Consider the following 21,015-nt stretch of genomic DNA (forward strand, 5'->3'; position numbering starts at 1 on the left):
CCAGGGCGCTCAAGCGGCCTCGGCGTGGTCGAAAGTGGCGTCGCCCGAGCGGCTGAGCCACACCAGCCTCGCCGTCACGCCGTCCTCGCCACCGCCGCGCGTGAACCATCGCAGCGCCCGCTCCGGCGAGTTGAGGACCATCTGGCCGGTTCCGTCGGCCGTGATCACGTGGACGGGACCCTCATGGAAGGCCACTCCCCACGCCGCGACACACCCGTCTTTCAGCCCGGGCCGCACCTCGCACTCCTCGACGACGGCGAAGATTCTGGGCGCGACGGCGAGGACGAGGTCGCGGAGTTCCTTGTCGAAGAGTTCTGGGGAGTCCGGTGTCTGCATGTGGGCCTCCACGGGCGCAGTAGGCTTCGGCTGCCACTCACCGCTGCGTGATGAGCGCATCACGTAAAGTACGCCACAAAGTTGTGGTCGCCACAACTTTGTGGCGGACATTGGGGGCCGACAGAGCTACAGAACGAACGCCTGTCGGATTGTCGAGAAGTCGGAGGCGACGGGCATGGCGGTGCGAAGTCAACCCACGGCACGCCAAGCGCGGTTGGGAATCGAACTGCGCAAGATGCGTGAGGCGGCGGGCTTGACCGCCCGAGAAGCAGCCGAGCGGGTCGGAACGACCTCGGCCCAGATGAGCCATGTGGAGTCGGGTCGGGCAGGCGTCAGCGAGGAACGGCTGCGCGGAATGGCGACGCATTACGCCTGCCTTGACGACGCACTGATCGACGAGTTGGTCACCATGGCCGCGGAACGCGACAAGGGGTGGTGGGAGGAGTACCGGGGAACCCTCGCGCACGCGGCCCTGGATCTCGCCGAACTGGAGCATCGATCTCGCCGTTTGCGCACCTTCCAGGGTGTCTACATCCCCGGGCTTCTCCAAGTGGAGAACTACACGCGCGCTCTCATGGCTTACGGAGTTCCCCAGCCGTCGCCACGCCAATTGGACGCGCTGGTCGCGTTCCGTATGCGACGGCGGGAGGTCCTCGACAGTGGCTCGCCTCCCGCGTATGAAGCGGTCGTTCATGAAGCCGCTCTGCGGACACTCGTCGCCGACCGGGCGGTCGCACGAGCACAACTTGCCTTCATGCTTGAACAAGGCGAGCGCCCCGGGGTCACCGTACGGGTTGTCCCGTTCGACGCGGAAGGATTCGGCGGCGCCGGGACGCCCGTGCTCTACGCATACGGCGCTGTACCGAGGCTGGACACCGTACACATCGATGTGCCGCACGGCCCTATCCTGCTGGACGCGGAGTCGCAGCTCGCGCGGTATCGCGTATTTCTCGACAAGGCCCTGGCGTTCTCCTTGTCGGCGGAAGAATCTCGGGACTTCATCCACACCATCATGCGGCAATTGTGAAGGGCAGGATCATGGAAAAGCCGATGACATGGCGGAAGTCGTCGTTCTCCGGGCCCGGGGAGACCAACGACTGCGTGGAACTCGCTGCGGCGGGCGGTGAGATACGGATTCGGGAAAGCGACATCCCCGCCGACATCCTCACCACCACACCGGGCCGACTCAGAACCTTCATACGCGCCGTCAAGGCGGGGGCGCTGGACCACCTCGGGCGGTAGCCACGAAGGGCGCCTGCCCCCGGCCGTTCACCGTACGTTCCGCGGACCGCCCTCCGTCGAAGCCCGGGTACCCGGATGGGGGCCGCGCTGGGGGCCGCCGTCGTCCTGGCGGCCATCCAGCCCCCCGCGGTGGGCGACACGGTCCAGGTACTGCCGTAGCGGACGCGTTCGTCATCGCTGAGTGTTCGTCTCACTCCTGTGGGTGATATTCACCCGTTCTGGCCGCCACCTCACGGCTCGGGCTGGAAGCGTCGGCAGTCGTCAGAGCTGCGTGCCATGCTGGAGCCAAGGAACACACGAGGAGGCGGTGGTGGCGATCATGAGCGTCGCTGAGACGCGAGTCGACGATCACGAAGGCCCCTGGACGGTCGAGGACGTCCTTGCACTCCCGGAGCATCCGGCACGCGCCCGCTTCGAAGTCGTGGACGGTGTCCTCATGATGTCCCCCGCCCCCAGCCTGGCCCACCAGACCGTGGCCTACGAGTTGCACAAACAGCTCGAGGACTCCTTGGACAGGTCTGGCGCGCCGTTCGTGGCAGCCGAGACGGTGAATGTGAGAACCGAATCCAGGTTGTTCATCCCGGATATCGCGGTCATGGACCACTCCGCCGTCGAGTGGGACACGCTGGTCGTGCCACTGGAGGCGATGCTACTGCTGGTGGAGATCGTGTCCCCGTACAACCAGGCCACCGACCGTATCCTCAAGCCCGCGCTCTACGCCCAGGCGAAGGTGCCCGCCTACTGGCGGGTAGAGTTGCAACCTGACCTGCATGTAGTGGCGCATGAGCTGGCGACGGACACCTACCGCGAGGTGGCCACGATCACGGGCAAGCAGTCCGTGGAGGTCGCCGGAGAGTTCACCGTCGACCTCGATGTTCCCGCGCTGCGCGGCAAGCTGGCCCGCGGCGGAGCGTGACCGCCCAGGGGCGCAGCCGGTTGGTCTCGCCACCCGGCTGCGCCCCTGGGACCGATCACTTCACTTGCCCATGAGCCTTACTTCGCCTTACTCGACGACCTTCAGCAGCTTGTTCGGCGTGCCTTCGCCCGGGTTGGAGATCTTGTCGGCGGTCGCGCCGTCCGTCAGACCCTTCGCCACGTCGGCCGGCTTGGCGTCCTGGTGGCCGCTGAGGTAGACGGCGGCGGCGCCCACCACGTGCGGGGTGGCCATCGAGGTGCCGGAGATGGTGTTGGTGGCGTCGTCGCCGGTGTTCCAGTCGGAGGTGATGTCCGAGCCGGGGGCGTAGATGTCCACCACGTCGCCGTAGTTGGAGAAGTCGGACTGCTCGTCCTTGTCGGTGCTGGAGGCGACCGTGATCGCGTCCTTCACCCGGGCGGGAGAGCTCTGGCCGGCGTCGGCCGACTCGTTGCCCGCCGCCACGCCGAAGGTGACACCGGAGTCGATGGCCTTCTGCACGGCCGCGTCGAGGGCCTCGTCGGGGGTGCCGCCCAGGCTCATGTTGGCGACGGACGGGCCCTCGTGGTTCTCGGTGACCCAGTCGATGCCCGCGACGACCTGCTCGGTGGTGCCGGAGCCCTGGTCGTCCAGCACGCGCACCGCGACGACCTTGGCCTTCTTGGCGACGCCGTGCTCGGCACCGGCGATGGTGCCGGCCACGTGGGTGCCGTGGCCGTTGCCGTCGTCGGCGCTGTCGTCGTTGTCGACCGCGTCGAAGCCGGAGGTGGCGCGGCCCTCGAAGTCCTTGTGGCTGGTGCGGACGCCAGTGTCGATGACGTACGCGGTGACACCCTCACCCGCGCTGTCGGGGTAGGCGTACTTCTTGTCGCCCTGGGTGTCTTCCTGGTCGATCCGGTCCAGGCCCCACGACGGCGGGTTCTCCTGGGTGCCCTTGATGGTGTAGCGGTGGTTCTGGACCACCTTGGCGACCGACGGGTCGGCGGCCAGCCGCTTGGCCTCGGTGTCGGAGAGCCCGTTGGCCGAGAAGCCGTTGATGGCGGAGTCGTAGCTGCGGCGCAGCTTGCCACCGTACTGCTCGGCGAGGTCCTTGCCCTCCGAGGCGGCCTTGATGCTCTTGCCGCCCTTGAGCATGACGATGTAACTGCCGTCCACGGCGTTCTTCGCCTGGGTGCCGTAGACGGTGCCCTCGGCGGGCTGGGCGGTGGTGGCGCCGGCCGGAACGGCCACGAAGACACCGGCGGTGACGGCGGTCGCGGCGGCTATGGCCAGACCGAGTCGACGCGCGTTGCGCTGCTTGTGAACTGCCATGACGAGGGTTCCTCCTCGTGCGGTTGTGGGGGGTAATCCGCACCCGGATCGCGTCCGATCCCTCAAGTGCGGCAGATCCGGAGTGTGTTGGGGCCACTCCGGTTCTGACAAAACCCTGACTGATGAGTACGGGTCAATTCAAGATCCCTACCTATGTGTGACATAGGCAACGTTCTGCGCATCGACCCCGCGCCGACCATGGCGTCAACGCCTTTTGTGTGTAAGGGGCTCGCATCAGGGTGGGTAGGGCTGTCCCCCCTTCTGCGGTTGGAGGGAACCACCGGAGGGTTCACCGGTCAGCAGGATGGGTCCGCCCGACGCCACGGCCTAGCGTCGTGGGTGAGTGGCGGGGACGGTCCGCCACCAGGGCATAAGGGGATGTCGTGGCGGACACAGGCCGCTTGGAGAGGCCGCGCGGGATAGCGGCGCGCGCGGGCAGTTGGAGCGCCCGTCACCGGTGGGCGGCGGTCGGGGGCTGGGTGCTGCTGGTCATCCTCGCCCTGGCCGTCGGCTCGATGACGGGCCGGGTCGATGTGACGGAGAGCGAGCAGGTTCCCGGCGAGTCCGGGCGCGTCTCGCAGATTCTCGACGAGGCGGGCATCGACGACGCGGCCGGGGAAACCGTACTCATCCAGGCGAAAGGCGGTCAGGGGAAGGGCGGCCACGGGAAGGACGGCCAGACGAAGGGCGGCCAGGCGCAGGGCGGCGGGCTCACCGCGGACGACCCCGCCTTCCGCAAGGCCGTCGACGCGGTGATGGCCGGCGTACGCGACACCGGCCAGGTGACCGCCCTCCGCTCCCCGTACGAGACGAAGACCATCTCCGCCGACCGGCGCTCCGCGCTCGTGCAGTTCGAGATGCGCGGCGACACGGAGAAGGCGGCCGACCACATCCAGCCGGTCCTGGACGCGGTGGACAAGGCTGGGGACGGCCACCAGGACCTGCGGATCGAGGAGTTCGGCGACGCCAGCGGCCAGAAGGCGTTCGACGACGCGTTCGGCGACGACTTCACCCAGGCCGAGTACTCCGCGCTGCCGGTGGCGCTCGGCATCCTGCTGATCGTCTTCGGCGCGCTGGTGGCCGCGCTGCTGCCGGTGCTGCTCGCGATGACCGCGTTCCTGGCCACCACCGGTCTGGTGGCGATGGTCAGCCACTGGGTGCACATGAGCGACACCGCCAACTCCGTGATGCTGCTGGTGGGCCTCGCCGTCGGCGTCGACTACTGCCTGTTCTACCTGCGCCGGGAGCGTGAGGAGCGCGCCGCGGGACGGGACGCGCAGACCGCGCTGCGGGTGGCGGCGGCCACCTCCGGGCGCGCCATCCTGGTCTCCGGCGTCACGGTGATCGTGGCGATGGCGGGCATGCTCTTCACCGGCATCGCGGAGTTCAAGGCGATGGGGCTCGCCACGCTGATGGTGGTGGCGGTGGCGATGGTCGGCTCGGTGACGGTGCTGCCCGCGCTGCTCTCGTTGCTCGGTGAGCGGGTGGAGAAGGGCCGGGTGCCGTTCCTGGGCCGCGCCAAGCGGCGCGGCGGCACCGAGAGCCGCGTCTGGCGCGCCGTCCTCCGCCCGGTGCTGCGCCGCCCCAAGCTGTCGCTGGCCCTGGCCGGTGGCGCGCTGATCGCGCTGGCCGTCCCCGCCGTGGGGATGAACACCGCGAACCTCACCATGGACCAGGAGTTCGGCAACCGGCTGCCGGTCGTGAACGCGTACAACCACATCGACGAGGCGTTCCCGGGCGGCTCCGACCCGGCCAGGGTCGTGGTGAAGGCGGACGACATCGACGCGGCGCCGGTGCGCGACGCCCTCGCCCGCTTCCGTACCGAGGCCGTGGCGAAGGGCGCATCCAAGGGCCCGGTCGAGGTGACCGTCCACCACAAGCAGAACCTGGCCGTGGTGGAGGTCCCGCTGATCGGCGGCTCGGACGAGGGCAAGGCCGAGAAGAGCCTGGACGTGCTGCGGAACGAGGTGCGTCCGGCGACCCTCGGCACGGTGGACGGCGTGGACGCCCCCATCGGCGGCTCGACCGCCTCCTCCAAGGATTTCAACGACAAGCTCGGCTCGGCCGTCGCCCCGGTCTTCGCCTTCGTGGTGGTCTTCGCCTTCCTGCTGATGCTGATGTCCTTCCGGTCGCTCACCATCGCCGTAACCTCCATCGTGCTCAACCTGCTGTCGGTGGGCGCCGCGTACGGCATCCTCACCGCGGTCTTCCAGCACGGCTGGGGCGCGGGGCTGGTCGGCGCGGAGGGCGTGGGCGCGATCGTGTCCTGGCTGCCGCTGTTCCTCTTCGTGATCCTGTTCGGGCTGAGCATGGACTACCACGTCTTCGTGGTCTCCCGGATCCGCGAGGCGCGCCTGGCGGGCCGCACCACCAAGGACGCGGTGGTGCACGGCGTGGTGACGACGGCGGGCGTGGTCACCAGCGCCGCCGTCATCATGGTCGCGGTCTTCTCCATCTTCGGAACGCTGTCGATGCAGTCCATGAAGCAGATGGGCGTGGGCCTCGCGGCCGCGGTCCTCATCGACGCCACCGTCATCCGCGGGGTTCTGCTCCCGGCCGTGATGTCGCTGCTGGGCGAGCGCAACTGGTACCTGCCGAAGTGGCTGGGGTGGCTCCCGGACCTCGCCCACGACGAGCCCGCCCCGGCCCCGCGGCCCAGCACCCTGGTGGGCGCTTCCCCGCGGCCGGAGGCGGACGAACGGCCCCGGCACGCGAGGGTCTGACGACCGCATCCTGACAACCCTCAACCGGTCACACGGCCTTCGGGCCGGGTGACCGGTTCGGTGTTTCGAGGTGGCGGTGTCGGGCGGAAAAGGCGTTGCGGGATGTCCCGGACGGTCCCTACGGTGCGGGGATACGGCGGAGATCCGCATACGCGTCCTTTCGCGTACGCGCGCACGGGAGGAGTACACCGATGGGCGGAAGTCCCGGCATCGGCGTGTTCACCCGCATCACTCGTGGCTGTGCCCGGGTGGCGTGTGCGCGTGCCCTTCCGATGCCTGCCCGCCGCCCGCGGCGCGGCCCCGGTGCCCTGGCCGGCCCGGACGCGCCCGGTGTCTCTCCGAGTCCGTGAACGGTTCGCCGTCGAGGTGGTTCCGCCACCTGAGCGGCTGACCCGCGGGACTTCCCCTCGCGCTCTCACCGCGAGCTGATCTCTCACCTCCACGCGCCCTCGGCCAGGGCCCCCGCCAGTCCAGGAATCACTCGTTCCGGGACGGGCGGCAGGGCCCGTTCCGCGCTGCTGCCGCCCGCCCGGCTCCGAAAGGACCGTGGCCGTGGCCCGCAATCGACACCATCCCCATGCCCGCCCCCATGCCCAGCGCGGCGGCGAACCGCGCCGCAACACCGAAGCGCCCCGCAACACCGAAGCGCCCCGCGCGGAGCCGCGCCGTACCGAACGCGACCGCGCGAGGCGTGCGTACGGGCAGAACTTCCTCATCGACCCGGGCGCCGTCGCCCGCGTCGTACGCGCCGCCCGCCCCGGGCCCGGCGATCTCCTGGTGGAGGTCGGCGCGGGCAAGGGGGTGCTCACCGAGGCGCTGGCCCCGCGCTGCCGTGAGCTGATCAGCTATGAGATCGACCGGCAGCTGATCCCGGGGCTGCGGAAGCGGCTCGCCCGCAGTCCGTGGGTCCGGGTCGTACACCAGGACTTCCTGAGCGCGGCGCCGCCACGCGAACCGTTCGCCCTCGTCGGCAACGTGCCCTACGCCCGTACCGCCGAGATCGTGGCCTGGGCGCTGCGGGCGGTGCCCAGGCTGACCTCCGCCACGCTGCTCACCCAGGCGGAGTACGCCCGTAAGCGCAGCGGGGACTACGGCCGCTGGTCCCTGCTGACCGTACGGTCCTGGCCGGAGGTCGAGTGGCGGCTGTGCGGGCGGGTGGCGCGGACCGCCTTCCGGCCGGTGCCCGCGGTGGACGGCGGGATCCTGCGGCTGACGCGGCGGCCCCGGCCGCTGCTCACCGACCCGGTGGCCCGGTCCGTGTACGCGGACCTGGTCGAGCTGGGCTTCACCGGGGTCGGCGGCTCGCTGCACGCGTCACTGCGCCGGGTCTGTCCCGCCCGCGCGCTCGATCGGGCGTTCCGGGCGGCCGGGCTGGGGCGGGACGTCGTGGTGGCGTATGTGACGCCGGAGCAGTGGCTGGTCCTCGCTCAGGAGTTGACCGAGGTGGTGGCCGGAACGCGTCCCTCGGCCGTCTCGAAGGAGTTGATCGTGCGGGTGAAGTCCCGGGTGGACAACAGCAACTTGTAGATGATGGCCAGCTCGAAGACGAGCAGCAGCACACCCGATACGACGGTCGTCGCCACCACCGCGTCGACGGCCGGGCCGATGATGAACACGCCCATCTGGAACTCGATACCGCTGATGAGATGAGCGCGGATGCGGTGGCGCTGGAGGAAGTTCCGGCACCGGACCCACCACGGGAAGCGGCGCCGGAACTCCTGGTGCAGATCGACGACGGCGGGGCGGCGCGGGGCCGGTACCGGGACGGAGACCGGGGCCGGGGCCGAGACCGGGGCGGCCGTGGTCTCCAAGGCCTCCAAGGCCGCCGTGGCTTCGAGGGCCGCCGTGGCCTCCAGGGCCGCCACCGGCTCCCGAGGAGCGACGGGCTCCAAGGGAGCCACCGTGTCGCGGTCCGTCTCCAGGTCGGCCTCGGGGTTCTCCCGCAGCAGGTCTTCCATGAAGGCCAGTTCGGCCTGGTTCTCGGCCTTGCGGGCCGCCCGCATCCGGGCCTTGATCTGCTTGCGCATCCCGTGCCGGATCTTGAAGATCTCCAGCGAGTCGATATAGCGCAGCGCGTCCAGGGAGGCGACGGCCAGCGCCAGCCACAGATACAGGTCGTCATCCGTACGCGCGTACTGGCCGCCCATCAGGGCGACCGAGCACACCAGCACCCGGATCCGGTCGAAGACGAAGTCCAGCCAGGCCCCGAAGACCGAGCCGGTACCGGTCAGCCGGGCCAGCTTGCCGTCCATGCAGTCGAAGATGAAGCTCACGTGGTAGAGCACGGCCCCGAGCAGCAGCCATCTCCAGTCGCCCTGAGCGAAGCACGCGGCGGAGCCGAGGCCCACCAGGAACGCACCCCAGGTGAGCTGGTTGGGGGTGGCCCGGGTGTACTTGGCGATCCAGCGGACCAGCGGTGTGGCCACCGGGTCCACGAGCATGACGGTCCACCACGCGTCTCGCTTCTTCTCGGTGATCCGGCGGACCTCGGCGAGCGGCGGTATGTCTCGGGGCATGGTCAATCTTTCTGGCGTTAGACATGAGTTCACCTGAAGGTAAGAAGCCGTTAAGGGGAGAGACAAGATCGGGCAAGGGCAACCTTTGTCAGGGGTCAATGGTCTGCTTGGAGGACCGGGTCCATGGCAGGACCAGGTGCGTCGGCGGCGTGGCGGGGCCTACCGCAGGGTCCTATGGCAGGTCCTACCGCTGGTAGCGGGCGAGCACCAGGTTCCCGTCGTCCACCAGCCGCTCCCGCAACTCGCCCATGCCGATCGCCCCGCTGTAGTACTCCTGCAACGCCGGAGTGGCCACCTTGTCCTTCCACTCCGGGTAGCCGCGCACCGTCTGCGCGGGCGCCGGGCGCAGCTGTCCGGCCAGGGCGGTGCCGGTGGCCCAGCCGTGGCGGCGGGTGCGCAGGGCGGGGTCCCGCAGCGCGGTCCGGCCCGTGGGGAGCATCCAGTCGCCCCGGGCGAGCCGCACCATATGCGGCGGGCGCAGGAAGAAGTCGATGAAGCGGGCGGCCTCCCGCTGATACGGGCTGTCGGCGGCGATGGACAGCGTCTGCGGGCTGACCCCCTGCCGCTGATCGCCGCCGGGCCCGGCCGGGGAGGGCAGTACGGTCCAGGCGAACCCCTTGGGCGCCTGCTGCACGACCTGCTGACGGTAGGAGAAGCCGAGCGGCACCATCGCGTACTTCCCGCCGAAGAAGCCGGGGAGGGTGTCGGAGCCGCCCATGCCGAGGGTGGTCCGCGCGGCGGTGCGGTCGCCGCCCAGCTGGTCGTGGATGACGCGGGGCACCCGCTGGTCGGCGGCGTCGAACCGGACGGTGACCTTGCCGTCCGCGCCCCGGTGGAAGACCTTGCCGCCGGTGGAGAGCGAGAGGTTGAGGGTCGCGGAGACGGGCTCCTTGAGCGGCCAGGCCACGCCGTACGTCCCGTCCCGGGTCAGCTCCTCAGCCGCGTCCTCGAACTCGGCCCAGCTCCAGGGCCGTTCGGCGGTGGGGATCCGCACCCGGGCCCGCTCCAGCAGCGTGCGGTTGGCGATGAGCACGCGCGGCTCCTGGAGGAACGGCACACCGTGGACGCCGCCGTCGAAGGTGGCGGTCTGCCAGGTCCGCGTCGGGATTTCGTCCTTGAGCCGCCGGGGCAGCAGCTCGGTGAGATCGGCGAGATAGCCGCCGTAGGCGAAGTCGGCGAGGTCGTCGGTGGCGTCATGGATGATGTCGGGCGCCTCACCGCCCTCGAAGGAGGTGAGCAGCTGGTCGTGGACGCCGTCCCAGCTGCCTTGGACATATTCGACCCGGATGTCGGGATGGGCCGCGTTCCACTCCCCCACCAGCTGCTTGTTGGCCGCCACCGATTCCTGCTGCCAGGCCAGGGACTGGAAGCGCAGGGTGATCCGGCCGCCGGTGGCCCGCCGCCGCTCGGGCGCGCAGCCGGACAGCAGCGCCCCGGTGGCGGACGCGGCCAGCAGCGTCCGGCGGCGCATCAGTGCTTCACCGCCCCGGCCAGGGTGCCGCTGGTGATCCGGCGCTGGATGAGCGCGAACAGCACGAGGGAGGGCAGGGTCGCCAGCAGTGAGGCGGCGGCGAGCGGGCCGAGATCGGCGACGCCCTCGGTTCCGATGAAGTGGGTGAGGATGATCGGCATCGTCTGTTTCCGCGGCGACTTGAGCAGGACGAGCGCGAAGAAGAACTCGTTCCAGGCGGTGATGAACGCGAAGAGCGCGGTGGCCACGATGCCGGGGGTCAGCAGCGGCATGGTGACGGAGACCAGCACCCGCAGTCTGCCCGCGCCGTCCACGGCCGCGGCCTCCTCCAGCTCGCGCGGTACGGCCCTGGCGTACCCGGCCAGCATCCACAGGGCGAACGGCAGGGACCACACCACGTACACCATGATCAACCCGGAGAGGGAGTCGATCAGCCGGACCTCCTTGAGCACCAGGAACAACGGGATGATCACCAGGACGAAGGGGAACGCCTGGCTGACCACGATCCAGCCGGTGGCCGCCCGGGACAGCGCGGAGCGGTGGTGGCGGGCCATCACATACGCCATCGGGGTGGCGATGACGACGGTGATGGCAGCGGCGGCGAGGGAGGCGATCAGGCTGTTGCCCGCGGACCGCAGCAGCGGCTGCTCATCGAAGGCCTGGCGGAAGTTGTCGAGGGTGGGATGGTCGGGGATCCAGCCCGGGTGGAGGCTCGCCAGCTCGCGCGGCGGCTTGAACGCGGTGGAGACCAGCCACAGCAGGGGGAAGGCGAGGAAGACCAGATAGCCGAGGAGGGCGAGGTACTGGCCGGTGCGCGCCGCGCGGCGCGTGGCGGTGGGGCCGCGACGCACGGCGGTGCGATGGTGGCGCACCGCGCTGGGGCGGGGGCTGGGGCTGGGGCTGGGGCCGCGATGCCCGGGGGCGGGGCCGGGCATGTCGCTGGGGCGGGGGCTCATGCCTCGTCGTCTCCCTTCAGCCGGGCCACGAGATGGACGGCCAGCAGGATGGAGACCACCGCCACCAGCACACAGCCCATCGCCGCCGCGTAACCGAACTGGCCGTAGCGGAACGCCTCTTCATAGGCGAAGAGCATCGGCAGCCGGGTGCGGCCGCCGGGCCCGCCGCCCGTCAGGACGTAGACCAGCGCGAAGGAGTTGACGTTCCAGATGAAGCTGAGCGCGCTGATGGCGAGGGCGATGGGCCGGATGGCGGGCCAGGTGACGGCGCGGAAGCGGCGCCAGGCACCGGCGCCGTCCATGGCCGCGGCCTCGTGCAGTTCGCGCGGCACGTTCGAGAGCCCGGCCAGCAGGGTGACCGTGACCTGCGGAAGCCGTGCCCAGATGCCGACCACGACGACGGCGGGCAGGGCGGTGGACAGACTGCCGAGCCAGTCGCGGTGGGTGCCCAGCGTCTCGTTGAGCACTCCCGCGTCGGGGTGGTAGACCAGCCGCCACATGATGCCGACCACGACCTCCGGCATGGCCCAGGGCACGATCGCGAGCGCCCTCGACAGCCAGCGGAACCGCAGGTCCTGGTGGAGCAGCAGGGCGAGGCCGAGCGCGAGCAGGAACTGCGGTACGGAGACGGCCACCGCCCACACCAGGCCGATCCGGAAGGACTCCCAGAAGAGGGTGTCGCGCAGCAGGTCCTGGAAGTTGAGCAGCCCGATCCACTGGGTGGGGTCGGTGCGGCCCGCCTGGGAGTCGGTGAAGGCGAGCGCGATGCCGTAGAGGAGCGGGCCGACGCTGAGGAGGAGGATCGGGATCAGCGCGGGCAGGACCAGGAACCACGCCCCGTGGGCGCCGCCCTGATGCCGCGTCACGCGACCGCCCCGATTCTTGCCGGAGCCCCGGCTCTTGGTGGAGCCCGGGTCCGAGCGCGCCGGGTCGGCGGTCGCGGGTATCACGGCAGGGCCCCCTTCGGACGCGGTGGGAGGGCGGTCCGGGTGGGAGAGCCCACGTCATCGTGCGGAGGGCGGGCGGTGCAGTCAAGCGGTTCCACCTGCGACAGTCGACGCAGCGGTCGGTACGGTGCTACGGACATCGGCGAGGAGAAGGGACATTCGGTGGCGGAGGTCGCGTTCACGGAGGAGCGGGCGCGGGCGGTGCTCTCGGCCGCGCTGCCGCCCTACCGGGCCGGTACGGCGGAGGCCCGGCTGCTGGCCCTCGGTGAGAACGCCGTCTTCGCCGTCGACAGCCTCGACCTGGTGGTCCGGATCAGCCGCGACCTCGAGGTGTGGGACCGGGCCGCCCGGGAGCTGAGGATCGCTGACTGGCTCGCCCGGGAGGGGCTGCCCGCGGTCCGCCCCGACCGGCGCTTCGGCCCCGAGCAGCCGCTTCCGTTCGCCAACCATCTCGTCACGTACTGGCAGCGGCTTCCCGACCCGGTACGCCCCGCCGGGGCGCGCGATCTCGCGGAGCTGCTGCGGATGGTGCACGCCCTGCCCGACCCACCCGGCGACCCGGCGCCGCTTCCGCTGCCGCGCCGCGATCTGCTGGGCGGGGTCGAGCGCTGGCTGCGGCTGGCCGGGGACGCGATCGACCCGGCGGACGCGGCGTATCTGCGCGCCCGCCGGGACGACTTCGCGGCCGCGGCCGAGGAGCTGACCCCGCGCCTCACCCCCGGCCCGATCCACGGCGACGCGCTGCCGCGCAATGTGCACATCGGCCCGGACGGCCCGGTGCTGGTGGACCTGGAGACCTTCTCGCACGATCTGCGCGAGCACGATCTGGTGGTGATGGCCCTGTCCCGGGACCGCTATGGGCTCGGCGCGGCGGAGTACGACGCGTTCGTGGCGGAGTACGGCTGGGACGTCCGCGAGTGGCCGGGCTGCGGGGTGCTGCGGGGCGCGCGCGAGACCGCCAGCTGTGCCTGGGTCTCCCAGCACACCCCGGGCAACCCGGCGGCCCGCGCCGAGTTCGCCCGCCGCATCGCCTCCCTGCGGGAGGGCGACACGGCGGTGCGCTGGCACACGTTCTGAACAAACGGCTCCCCCCGGTCCAGGGGCGGGCCCTGGACCCCGAGGCCTGGGGCGGAGCCCCGCCTTCCAGCCCCTCCAGGGGGCACCTCCCAGCGGTAGCTGGGGGAGTTTGAGGAGCGGGGTCTGGGGCGGAGCCCCACCACGCGGCGGAGCCGCATATCGATGCTTCGGGAAGGGGCGGGGAGGGGAGCAGCCCGCCGCAGGCGTACGGGCGGACCGGCCAACGCGCCGTGGGGCATTCGCTCAGGCGCGCCATCCCGGGTCGCGGCCGCTCAAGGCGATCGCGCGGTCCAGCGGAGCCGCATCGGCCGGGACGGGCACCATGGGGCCGAACAGCTCCTTGGGCCGCTCCTCGTCCGGGACCGCCGACAACCATCCGATGATGGTCTCGACGCTGCCGGGATCGCAGTCGTAGGGCTGGCCGGTGGCGCGGGCGAGATCCCAGCCGTGGATCACCAGCTCGTCCAGCGCCACGATGCCCATCATCTGGGCGGGCATGGTGACGCCCCCGGCCTCCGCGGTGCCCAGCCAGGCGGACGGCTCGCGCCAGGCCACGGCCAGCGCGTCCAGACGGCGCGGCAGCTCCTGCCGCCAGTCGGGGTCCAGCCGGTCGGCCGACCCCTGCCCCGGGGCGGGGCCCGCCGCGGCCGTGGTCTTCTCGGCGGCGTGGCGCATGGCGAGGGCGAGCCCCATGAAGTGGTCGAGCAGATCGGCCACGGAGTAGGCGCCACATGGGGTGGGCGCGCTGAGCTGCTCGTCCGTAATGCCGCTGAGCAGCGCCGTCACCCGCTGCGCTGTGGGTCCGAAATCGATCACGGTGGTCTGTTCATCGGTCACGGTCGTCTTCTCCTCGCTCGAGTCCGTGGTCCGTCCCCCTTACCCGTACGGACCGGCTTACCCGTACGGACCGGCCCGCCGCCGGAAACTCATCGGTGCGGCGCGCTCCGATATCCGCCCGGTCGGCCGCCGCCCCAACCCGGCGGGCCGCTCACCCAGCCCAGTGGGCCGCTACCCCACCACCGCCCCCGCCTCCCGCAGCGGCCAGCCGCCGTCCACCACCGCGTCCGGAGTGCCCTTGCGGCGCAGCCAGGACTGGAAGTCGGCCGCCCAGTGCGCGTACCACCCCACCTGCTTGCGGTGGAGGTCCCACAGCTCGAGCCCGGCGACCTCGCCGTACCGCTCGGCGAGCGCGCAGGCGACCCGCACCGCCGCCAGCGCGTCCGCGCCGGCGTCATGGGCGCGGTCGTGCACCACCCCGTACTCCCCGCAGACGGCCTCCAGCGTGCGCTTTCCCTTGCGATAGCGGTCGACGGCGCGATCTATCGTGTACGGATCCACGACGGGGCCGGTAGCCGCGCCCTCCAGCCGCTCGCTCAGCGGGCGCAGCCCGTGCCGCCCCAACTCGGCGGCGAGCAGGCTGAGATCGAACGCCGCGTTGTACGCCACCACTGGCGCGCCGGCGCGCCAGTGGGCCACCAGCACCTCGGCGACCTCCTCGACCACCTCGCGCGCCGGCCTTCCCTCCGCCGCCGCCCGCTCACCGGTGATCCCATGCACCGCCACGGCGTCCTCGGGGATGGGCACTTGAGGGTCGGCCAGCCACTCGCGCCGCCCGACCGGCTCCCCGCCCCTCACCTCGACCACGGCCGCCGTCACGATCCGTGCCGTGCGCGGATCGGTGCCCGTCGTCTCCAGGTCGAATCCGATCAGCAGCCCCCGGTGCCAGCCCATGGCCGCCCCTCCCTTTGTCGTACTTCCCCCATGTGTGCACCACCTTCCCATGCACCACTGACAACGGCCGGTGCGCCGGACCGAGTCCTCAGACGTCTGAGGACTCTGTGTTAGAGTCCCCGCCGTCCTCGGATGATCGTTCAGGGAGAGGCGGCGCGGTGGCGGCGGAGACGGCACGCTTGCGGCACGGACCCGTGGTGCCACGGGTCGAGAGCGCACTGCGCGCGATGCTCACCGAGGGCCGCTGGCGGCCCGGCGAGCGGCTGCCCAACGAGGTGGCGCTCGCCGCCGAACTGGGCGTCGGCCGCTCCTCGGTACGGGAGGCCGTACGGCTGCTGGCCCATGACGGGCTGGTCGAGGTGCGGCACGGCTCGGGCACCTACGCCGCGCAGCCCCCGGCCCCCGCCGGGGAGGGCGATATGCGGCGGCTGCTGCGTCGGGCCCGGCTGCGCGAGGTGTACGAGGTGCGCCGCGCCCTGGAGGTCGAGGCCGCCCGGCTGGCGGCCGGGCGCATCCGCCCCGAGGACATCGGGCGGCTACGGGACCATCTCGCGCTGCGCGAGGAGCGGACCGGAGGCGATCCGGCCGCCTTCGTGGACGCCGATCTGGCCTTCCACCGAACCGTGGTGGAACTGTCCGGGAACGCCGTGCTGCTGGCCCTGTTCACCTCCGTCCTCCCGGTGCTGCGCGAGGCGCTGGTGGAGATGGTCAGCCACGAACCGGCCCTGCCCGATGTGTCGTGCGCCCACGCCGAGCTGCTGGACGGGCTGGCACGCGGCGACGCCGACGCCGCGATCGCGGCCACGGTGTCCCATCTCGAGGCCGTCATGGAACTCTTCGCAAGCGATGAAAGCGACAACAGCGACACCAGCGAAAAGGAGGTGGCGGCCCCGTGACCGCCCCGGCCGTCCCCGTACTCAGGCTGCGCGAGGTGGATGTGGTGCGCGACGGCACCCCGCTGCTGCGCTCGATCTCGCTCACCGTCCACCAGGGCGAGCACTGGGCGCTGCTCGGCTCCAACGGCGCGGGCAAGTCAACCCTGCTCAGCCTGGCGGGCGCGCTGGTGCACCCCACGCGCGGCACGGTGGAGGTCCTCGGCCGCACACTGGGGCGGGTGGATCTGCGGGAGCTGCGGTCGTTCGTGGGGCATGTGGATCCCCGGCATCCGCTGCGTTCCCCGCTGCGGGTGCGGGACGTGGTGCTCACCGGGCTGACCAACACCGTGGAGCCGGTCCCCCGCCACCGCCCCACCCCCGACCAGCGCGACCGGGCCGACCGGCTGCTGACCACCCTCGGCATGGGCGGGAAGCTGGATGCGCGCTGGCCGACGGTGTCGCAGGGGCAGCGCGGCCGGGTGCTGATCGCCCGGGCGCTGATGCCCCTCCCCCGGCTGCTGCTGCTCGACGAACCGGCCACCGGTCTGGATCTGGCCGCCCGTGAGCAGCTGCTGGATAGCCTGGACACTTTGCGCCGGGACCACCCCGAACTGGCCACGGTCCTGGTCACCCACCACCTGGAGGAGCTGCCCGCCAGCACGACTCACGCCATGCTGCTGCGGGCCGGGGAGTGCCTGGCGTCGGGTGTGGTGGAGGGGGTGGTGACCACGGACCACATCACCAAGTGCTTCGACCATCCGGTGCGCATCAGCCGCACCGAGGGCCGGTGGGCCGCCCGTGCCCTGCGGCCGCCGTACCAGGGCACGGGCTCCGCAGGGGTGTCCGACGCATCGTGACGGCTGCGGCGGGCCACGCGGCGGAGCCGCATATCGGTGCTTCCCCCTCCCCGCCCCTTCCCGAAACTGGGGCTCCGCCCCAGACCCCGCTCCTCAAACGCCGGAGGGGCTGGAAGGCGGGGCTCCGCCCCGAGGCCCCGCTGGGGCTCCAGCCCCCGACCCCGGGGTCAGCCCCGGCCCCGGGGTCCAGGGGCGAAGTCCCTGCCACGTGGCGGAGCCGCATATTGTCCGTTCAGGACACCGGCCGGGAGTCCGCCCAGACGCTCTCGAACTCCTCGCGGTAGGTGCCGAAGAGCCCGCCCTCGCCCTCCTCGGCCGCGCCCTCGCGGACGACGTCGCGGCCCCGTCCGCCGCCGCGCAGCACCAGGACCGGGGCCTCCATGCCCCGGGCCTTGCGCAGATACGACTGGACGACCGCGAGGCCGTCCGCGCCGTCGCCGTTGACCAGGTAGGCGGTGAAGCGGGGCGTCTCGTCGAAGACATGGATCTCGAACGCGCCCGGGTCGCGCAGCCGGGCGCGCACCCGCCGCATATGGAGGATGTTCATCTCCACCGAGCGGCTCATTTCGCCCTTCTTCAGACCGAGCTCGCGCTCCCGCCGCCGCACCGCGCTGCTCGCCGGGTTGAGGAAGAGCAGCCGGGCCCGGCAGCCGGATTCGGCCAGCCGGACCAGCCGGCGGCCCGAGTAGTTCTGGACCAGGAGGTTGAGCCCGATGCCGACGGCGTCGAGGCGGCGGGCGTTGCCGAAGAGGTCCTCGGCGGGCAGCTGGCGCTGGAGCCGCACCCGGTCGGAATGGACGCCCACCACATCGGCGTAGCGGTCGCCGACGAGGTCCTCGACGGCGTCGATGGGCAGCCGTTCGGCGGAGGGGGAGCCGGTGCCGCTGCCGAGGATCTCCAGCAGCCGGGCGGAGGCCCGCTCGGCCTGGGCGAGTACCGTCTCGGACAGGGCGCGGTTGCGGGAGACCACGTTGCGGGAGACCTCCAGCTCGTCCAGGACCAGCTCCACCTCGCGGCGGTCGTCGAGGTAGGGCTCGAAGCACGGCCAGTGCTGGACGAGGAGCTCCCGCAGCTGCGGCAGGGTCAGGAAGCTGACCACATTGTCGTCGGCCGGGTCGAGCAGATAGCCCTTGCGCCGGCTGACCTCGCGTACGGCGACCGCCCGCTGCACCCACTCCTGCCCGGCGGGGCCGGCCGCGGCGATGACCCAGTCCTCGCCGTGGACCGGTTCGTAGATGGGCCGCAGCACGGCGCTGACGACGGCGCGCAGCCGCTGTTCCACGAGGTTGAGCCAGATATAGGCCCGCCCGGCCCGGCGTGCGCGTGTGCGCACCTCGCTCCAGGCTTCGGCGCCCCAGTCCAGTTCCGCTCCGATCTCCATCGGCCGCACCAGGGACACCGCGCCGGGAGGTGCGTCGGTGGAGCCATCACCCCCGGGACCTCCGTCACCGGGGGGCAGCTCCAGCCCGCCCGAGCTCACCTGTGCACCGCCTTCCACCCCCGTCCAACGATCACCGCAGACTACTGCGCGGGCGGGGGCGGTGCGACACTCAGGTCCTGCCTATCAGGTCAACGTGCCTCTTCTGTATGGCCGTTGTGTCCGGACAGTGCAGGCGGCGTGAGGGGATTCATAGCGGTGACGTCGCGGGGGGAGAGCTGGAAGCCCTGCCAGTGCACCGGCATCGGCTCCTGGTCCTCATCCCGGGCGATGTGGTGGAACCCGATGTTGACCCACACGATGGGGTGCTTGAGGGTCTGCCCGTTGACCCACTTGTCGACGCTCTTACCGGCAGCGCAGCTGCGCAGATTGTTGCTGGCGAACTGCTCACACTTGTTGTACTCGGTGAAGTAGACGTCGTGTTTGGTGAAACTACGTCCCTGGTACTTGGTGGTGTGGCCGGGAACGATCTCGTAGCTGCGCGGATGGCCGTCCTTGTTCTTGCCCGCCGCGCTGACCACGCGCCACCACCGCGCCGCCGCCGCGTCACCGGCCAGCTCCTTGGTGACCTTGGTGCGGGTGGTCTTGGTCTTCGGGATCCGCCCGGAGACCGCGGTGGTCTTGGAGTCGTACTGCTCGACCTTGCTCTTGGGCGAGCCGTCCAGCCCGAAGTTCAGCCGCCAGAAGACGTTGTGGGCATGGCTGGTGGCGTAGTCCTTGGCGCCCTTGCCGATGGGCCAGCCGCGGCCGTCGCCCGCGTCGTAGTCCATCGGGGAGAGCGTGCCGGTGGCGCCGACCTGCATGGTCATGGTGCCGTCACCGGCGAACCGCCACTCGGTGATGTACTCGTACCAGCCGACCTGGTTGACGGTGTAGACCAGCAGGTCCTTGCCCTGGAGCTGGTAGACCTTGTTCTCGCTGCCGGCCCCGAAGCCGCCCTCGCCCATGCGGTAGGCGTGGCCGCGGGCCCGGGTGGTGGCGCACAGGCCCTTTACATTCGGGTGGTCGGGGTCCCAGGCGTCGGGCACCCGCACGGTCTTGATCGTGCCGCCCGGGCACTCGGCCGGATCCAGCTGCTGGAGCCCCTGGGCGAAGTTCTGCCCGGTGAGGTCGTCGTACTCATTGCTGCCGTCGTCGTACGGCACATGGATCTGGCCCAGCTTCGCCGAGGTCAGCACCTTGATCGGGGCGCTTTCGCCCTTGGGCTGGTACGAGACGTCGTCGAGCACCAGCCCGGCCTTGCTCTCGTAGTGCCAGCACATCCGCCAGGTGGTGCCGCCGTCGAGCTTCTGCTCGATTCTGTACGGGGCGCTACAGTCCGCCGCGGCAGCGGTCCGCGGGGCCGCCTGGGCGCTGCCGACCGGCCCGGCGGCGATCGCCACGGTGCCGAGCAGCGCCGAGGCGCCGATGGCCGCCGCGACCCGGGCACGGGCGCGGCGGAGCCTGCTGTCAGGCATGGGGAGACTCCTGTAATGAAGCGAGTAGGGGTGCTTGGTTCTTCCGGCGAGTGAGCCGAAGGGGCGCGTCGCTGTCGAAAGGGAGTCGCGCGCAGGGAGCGAGGAACGAGCGACCGAGCACGTCGACCGTCGACAGCGGCATAAGCGCCCCGGAGGCGAACCGAGCCACGAAAAGAGGGGCCCTAGCCGAGCTTCGTGACCTTGTGGGCGCTCAGGTCGACCACCATCTGCCGGGTGTCGATCCAGGGGCCGTTCACCACCCGGGTGAACAGCCGTACGCAGCGGTGCTTGCCGCAGTCCTGGACCGAGGCCGGACCGGGGTTGCTGCCCTCGCCGGCGCGGTAGACGAAGCCGGTGACGGTCAGCTGGTCCGGGCGGGTCAGCGCCTTGCCGGTGGCGTCCTTGAAGTCCTTCTTCAGCCCCTCGCCCAGCTTGTCGGCCATCAGCAGCCGCGCGGCCTCCATCACCTCGCCGCGGTTGGGCGGCGGCTGCACCCCGTGCTGGGTGTCGGTGCCGGTGACCTTGCCGCTGCCGAGGTCGACCGTCTTGGTGACGTAGGCGTCGTCCTTGTAGTCGTAGTACGTCACCTCGGCGCGGCGCGGCGGGTCGGCGGCCCCCACCTCGTCGGGGCTCAGCTCCGCGAGGTCGGTGGAGAGCCGCTCGGGGCCCTTGGCGCCCTTGACGTCCTCGCCGCTCATGCGGAAATCGCGCCCGGCCGCGAGGCTCTGGGCGCGCTTCATCTCGTCGTCGGTCAGCGGATCGCGGCCGCTGCCCGTCTTGCCCTGCTCGGGCGCCTCCTCCACCACTCCGGGCTGCTGCCGGGCCGCCTGGCCCTGCTCCGCCGAGGAGCTCTGGGGTCCCCCACCCGAGCCTTCCTCACCGGACGCGCTCTCCGGAAGCGTCACGCCGACCAGGACCGCCGTGGCGGTGATCGCCACGGCCGCGCCGGCCACCACCTTGCCCAGGTGGCGGTGCATCACCTTGCGCACATCCTCCCCCAATCCCCCCTGTCGTCATATCAGACCGCATAGCGGGATACGCGTATGCGTCAGGTCACCCGGTAGGACGAACCGAAATGGCCGTAGGTTGCCTCACTTTTGAGGAAGTTCCGTCGAAAGAGCGGATGGCTCCGGCCAGTTGGGAAAGGATGCAGGGTCGGTCATGT

19 protein-coding genes are annotated in these 21,015 nt (G+C 71.1%); 8 read left to right on the top strand and 11 right to left on the bottom strand.

What is annotated here, in order from left to right:
* Positions 1-9: 9 nt before the first annotated feature.
* Positions 10-336: a hypothetical protein gene (locus ACT2CW_RS32895; protein WP_445519240.1), complete on the bottom strand. Its 327-nt coding sequence runs from the start codon at positions 334-336 to the stop codon at positions 10-12.
* Between the two features lie 175 nt (positions 337-511).
* On the opposite strand from ACT2CW_RS32895, the gene ACT2CW_RS32900 reads away from it, so the two are divergent.
* The 3 genes from ACT2CW_RS32900 (at position 512) to ACT2CW_RS32910 (ending at position 2,494) form a co-directional block, all read left to right on the top strand.
* A complete protein-coding gene (locus tag ACT2CW_RS32900; protein WP_445519241.1) occupies positions 512-1,363 on the top strand; it encodes a helix-turn-helix domain-containing protein in 852 nt (283 codons plus the stop codon).
* Positions 1,364-1,386: 23 nt separating this feature from the next.
* The gene (locus ACT2CW_RS32905; RefSeq protein ID WP_020867791.1) at positions 1,387-1,578 is read left to right on the top strand and encodes a DUF397 domain-containing protein; all 192 of its coding nucleotides are present in this window, start codon (positions 1,387-1,389) and stop codon (positions 1,576-1,578) included.
* Between the two features lie 319 nt (positions 1,579-1,897).
* On the top strand, positions 1,898-2,494 hold the full coding sequence (locus ACT2CW_RS32910; RefSeq protein ID WP_164427747.1) for a Uma2 family endonuclease: 597 nt from the start codon (positions 1,898-1,900) through the stop codon (positions 2,492-2,494).
* 87 nt (positions 2,495-2,581) lie between these two features.
* Here the strand turns inward: ACT2CW_RS32910 and ACT2CW_RS32915 are convergent, their stop codons facing one another.
* Complete coding sequence (locus ACT2CW_RS32915) at positions 2,582-3,802, bottom strand: S8 family peptidase (protein ID WP_164427745.1); 1,221 nt, start codon at positions 3,800-3,802, stop codon at positions 2,582-2,584.
* 383 nt (positions 3,803-4,185) lie between these two features.
* On the opposite strand from ACT2CW_RS32915, the gene ACT2CW_RS32920 reads away from it, so the two are divergent.
* Together ACT2CW_RS32920 and erm are read left to right on the top strand one after the other, a co-directional pair.
* A complete protein-coding gene (locus tag ACT2CW_RS32920; protein WP_445519242.1) occupies positions 4,186-6,525 on the top strand; it encodes an MMPL family transporter in 2,340 nt (779 codons plus the stop codon).
* Positions 6,526-7,077: 552 nt separating this feature from the next.
* On the top strand, positions 7,078-8,052 hold the full coding sequence (gene erm / locus ACT2CW_RS32925; RefSeq protein WP_445519243.1) for an ErmE/ErmH/ErmO/ErmR family 23S rRNA (adenine(2058)-N(6))-methyltransferase: 975 nt from the start codon (positions 7,078-7,080) through the stop codon (positions 8,050-8,052).
* Here the strand turns inward: erm and ACT2CW_RS32930 are convergent.
* From ACT2CW_RS32930 to ACT2CW_RS32945, 4 genes are all read right to left on the bottom strand, one after another.
* The gene (locus ACT2CW_RS32930) at positions 7,953-9,041 is read right to left on the bottom strand and encodes a CDP-alcohol phosphatidyltransferase family protein (protein WP_445519244.1); all 1,089 of its coding nucleotides are present in this window, start codon (positions 9,039-9,041) and stop codon (positions 7,953-7,955) included. The genes erm and ACT2CW_RS32930 overlap by 100 nt on opposite strands.
* 184 nt (positions 9,042-9,225) lie before the next feature.
* The gene (locus tag ACT2CW_RS32935) at positions 9,226-10,512 is read right to left on the bottom strand and encodes an ABC transporter substrate-binding protein (RefSeq protein WP_445519245.1); all 1,287 of its coding nucleotides are present in this window, start codon (positions 10,510-10,512) and stop codon (positions 9,226-9,228) included.
* Positions 10,512-11,468: a carbohydrate ABC transporter permease gene (locus ACT2CW_RS32940; protein WP_445519246.1), complete on the bottom strand. Its 957-nt coding sequence runs from the start codon at positions 11,466-11,468 to the stop codon at positions 10,512-10,514. Before ACT2CW_RS32940 ends, ACT2CW_RS32935 begins: the two co-directional genes overlap by 1 nt.
* The gene (locus ACT2CW_RS32945) at positions 11,465-12,334 is read right to left on the bottom strand and encodes a carbohydrate ABC transporter permease (RefSeq protein WP_138917543.1); all 870 of its coding nucleotides are present in this window, start codon (positions 12,332-12,334) and stop codon (positions 11,465-11,467) included. The genes ACT2CW_RS32940 and ACT2CW_RS32945 overlap by 4 nt, the downstream gene beginning before the upstream one ends.
* A 243-nt stretch (positions 12,335-12,577) precedes the next feature.
* On the opposite strand from ACT2CW_RS32945, the gene ACT2CW_RS32950 reads away from it, so the two are divergent.
* The gene (locus ACT2CW_RS32950; protein ID WP_445519247.1) at positions 12,578-13,492 is read left to right on the top strand and encodes a phosphotransferase enzyme family protein; all 915 of its coding nucleotides are present in this window, start codon (positions 12,578-12,580) and stop codon (positions 13,490-13,492) included.
* A 243-nt stretch (positions 13,493-13,735) separates the two neighbouring features.
* On the opposite strand, the gene ACT2CW_RS32955 is transcribed toward ACT2CW_RS32950, so the two are convergent.
* The gene (locus ACT2CW_RS32955; RefSeq protein ID WP_445519248.1) at positions 13,736-14,329 is read right to left on the bottom strand and encodes a TIGR03086 family metal-binding protein; all 594 of its coding nucleotides are present in this window, start codon (positions 14,327-14,329) and stop codon (positions 13,736-13,738) included.
* Positions 14,330-14,500: 171 nt separating this feature from the next.
* Positions 14,501-15,223: a 3'-5' exonuclease gene (locus tag ACT2CW_RS32960; RefSeq protein WP_164427737.1), complete on the bottom strand. Its 723-nt coding sequence runs from the start codon at positions 15,221-15,223 to the stop codon at positions 14,501-14,503.
* Between the two features lie 179 nt (positions 15,224-15,402).
* On the opposite strand from ACT2CW_RS32960, the gene ACT2CW_RS32965 reads away from it, so the two are divergent.
* Positions 15,403-16,119: a FadR/GntR family transcriptional regulator gene (locus ACT2CW_RS32965; protein WP_445519249.1), complete on the top strand. Its 717-nt coding sequence runs from the start codon at positions 15,403-15,405 to the stop codon at positions 16,117-16,119.
* Positions 16,116-16,955 (top strand): ABC transporter ATP-binding protein, encoded by an 840-nt coding sequence (locus ACT2CW_RS32970; RefSeq protein ID WP_445519250.1) that lies wholly within the window; start codon positions 16,116-16,118, stop codon positions 16,953-16,955. The genes ACT2CW_RS32965 and ACT2CW_RS32970 overlap by 4 nt, the downstream gene beginning before the upstream one ends.
* 232 nt (positions 16,956-17,187) lie before the next feature.
* Here ACT2CW_RS32970 and ACT2CW_RS32975 read toward each other — a convergent pair whose 3' ends face one another.
* From ACT2CW_RS32975 to ACT2CW_RS32985, 3 genes are all read right to left on the bottom strand, one after another.
* A complete protein-coding gene (locus ACT2CW_RS32975; RefSeq protein ID WP_086882135.1) occupies positions 17,188-18,435 on the bottom strand; it encodes an SAV2148 family HEPN domain-containing protein in 1,248 nt (415 codons plus the stop codon).
* 89 nt (positions 18,436-18,524) lie between these two features.
* The gene (locus ACT2CW_RS32980) at positions 18,525-19,850 is read right to left on the bottom strand and encodes a copper amine oxidase (RefSeq protein WP_164427731.1); all 1,326 of its coding nucleotides are present in this window, start codon (positions 19,848-19,850) and stop codon (positions 18,525-18,527) included.
* A gap of 182 nt (positions 19,851-20,032) precedes the next feature.
* Complete coding sequence (locus ACT2CW_RS32985) at positions 20,033-20,827, bottom strand: Tat pathway signal sequence domain protein (protein WP_445519380.1); 795 nt, start codon at positions 20,825-20,827, stop codon at positions 20,033-20,035.
* Between the last annotated feature and the right edge of the window lie 188 nt (positions 20,828-21,015).

This window comes from Streptomyces sp. NEAU-174, from assembly GCF_052665095.1.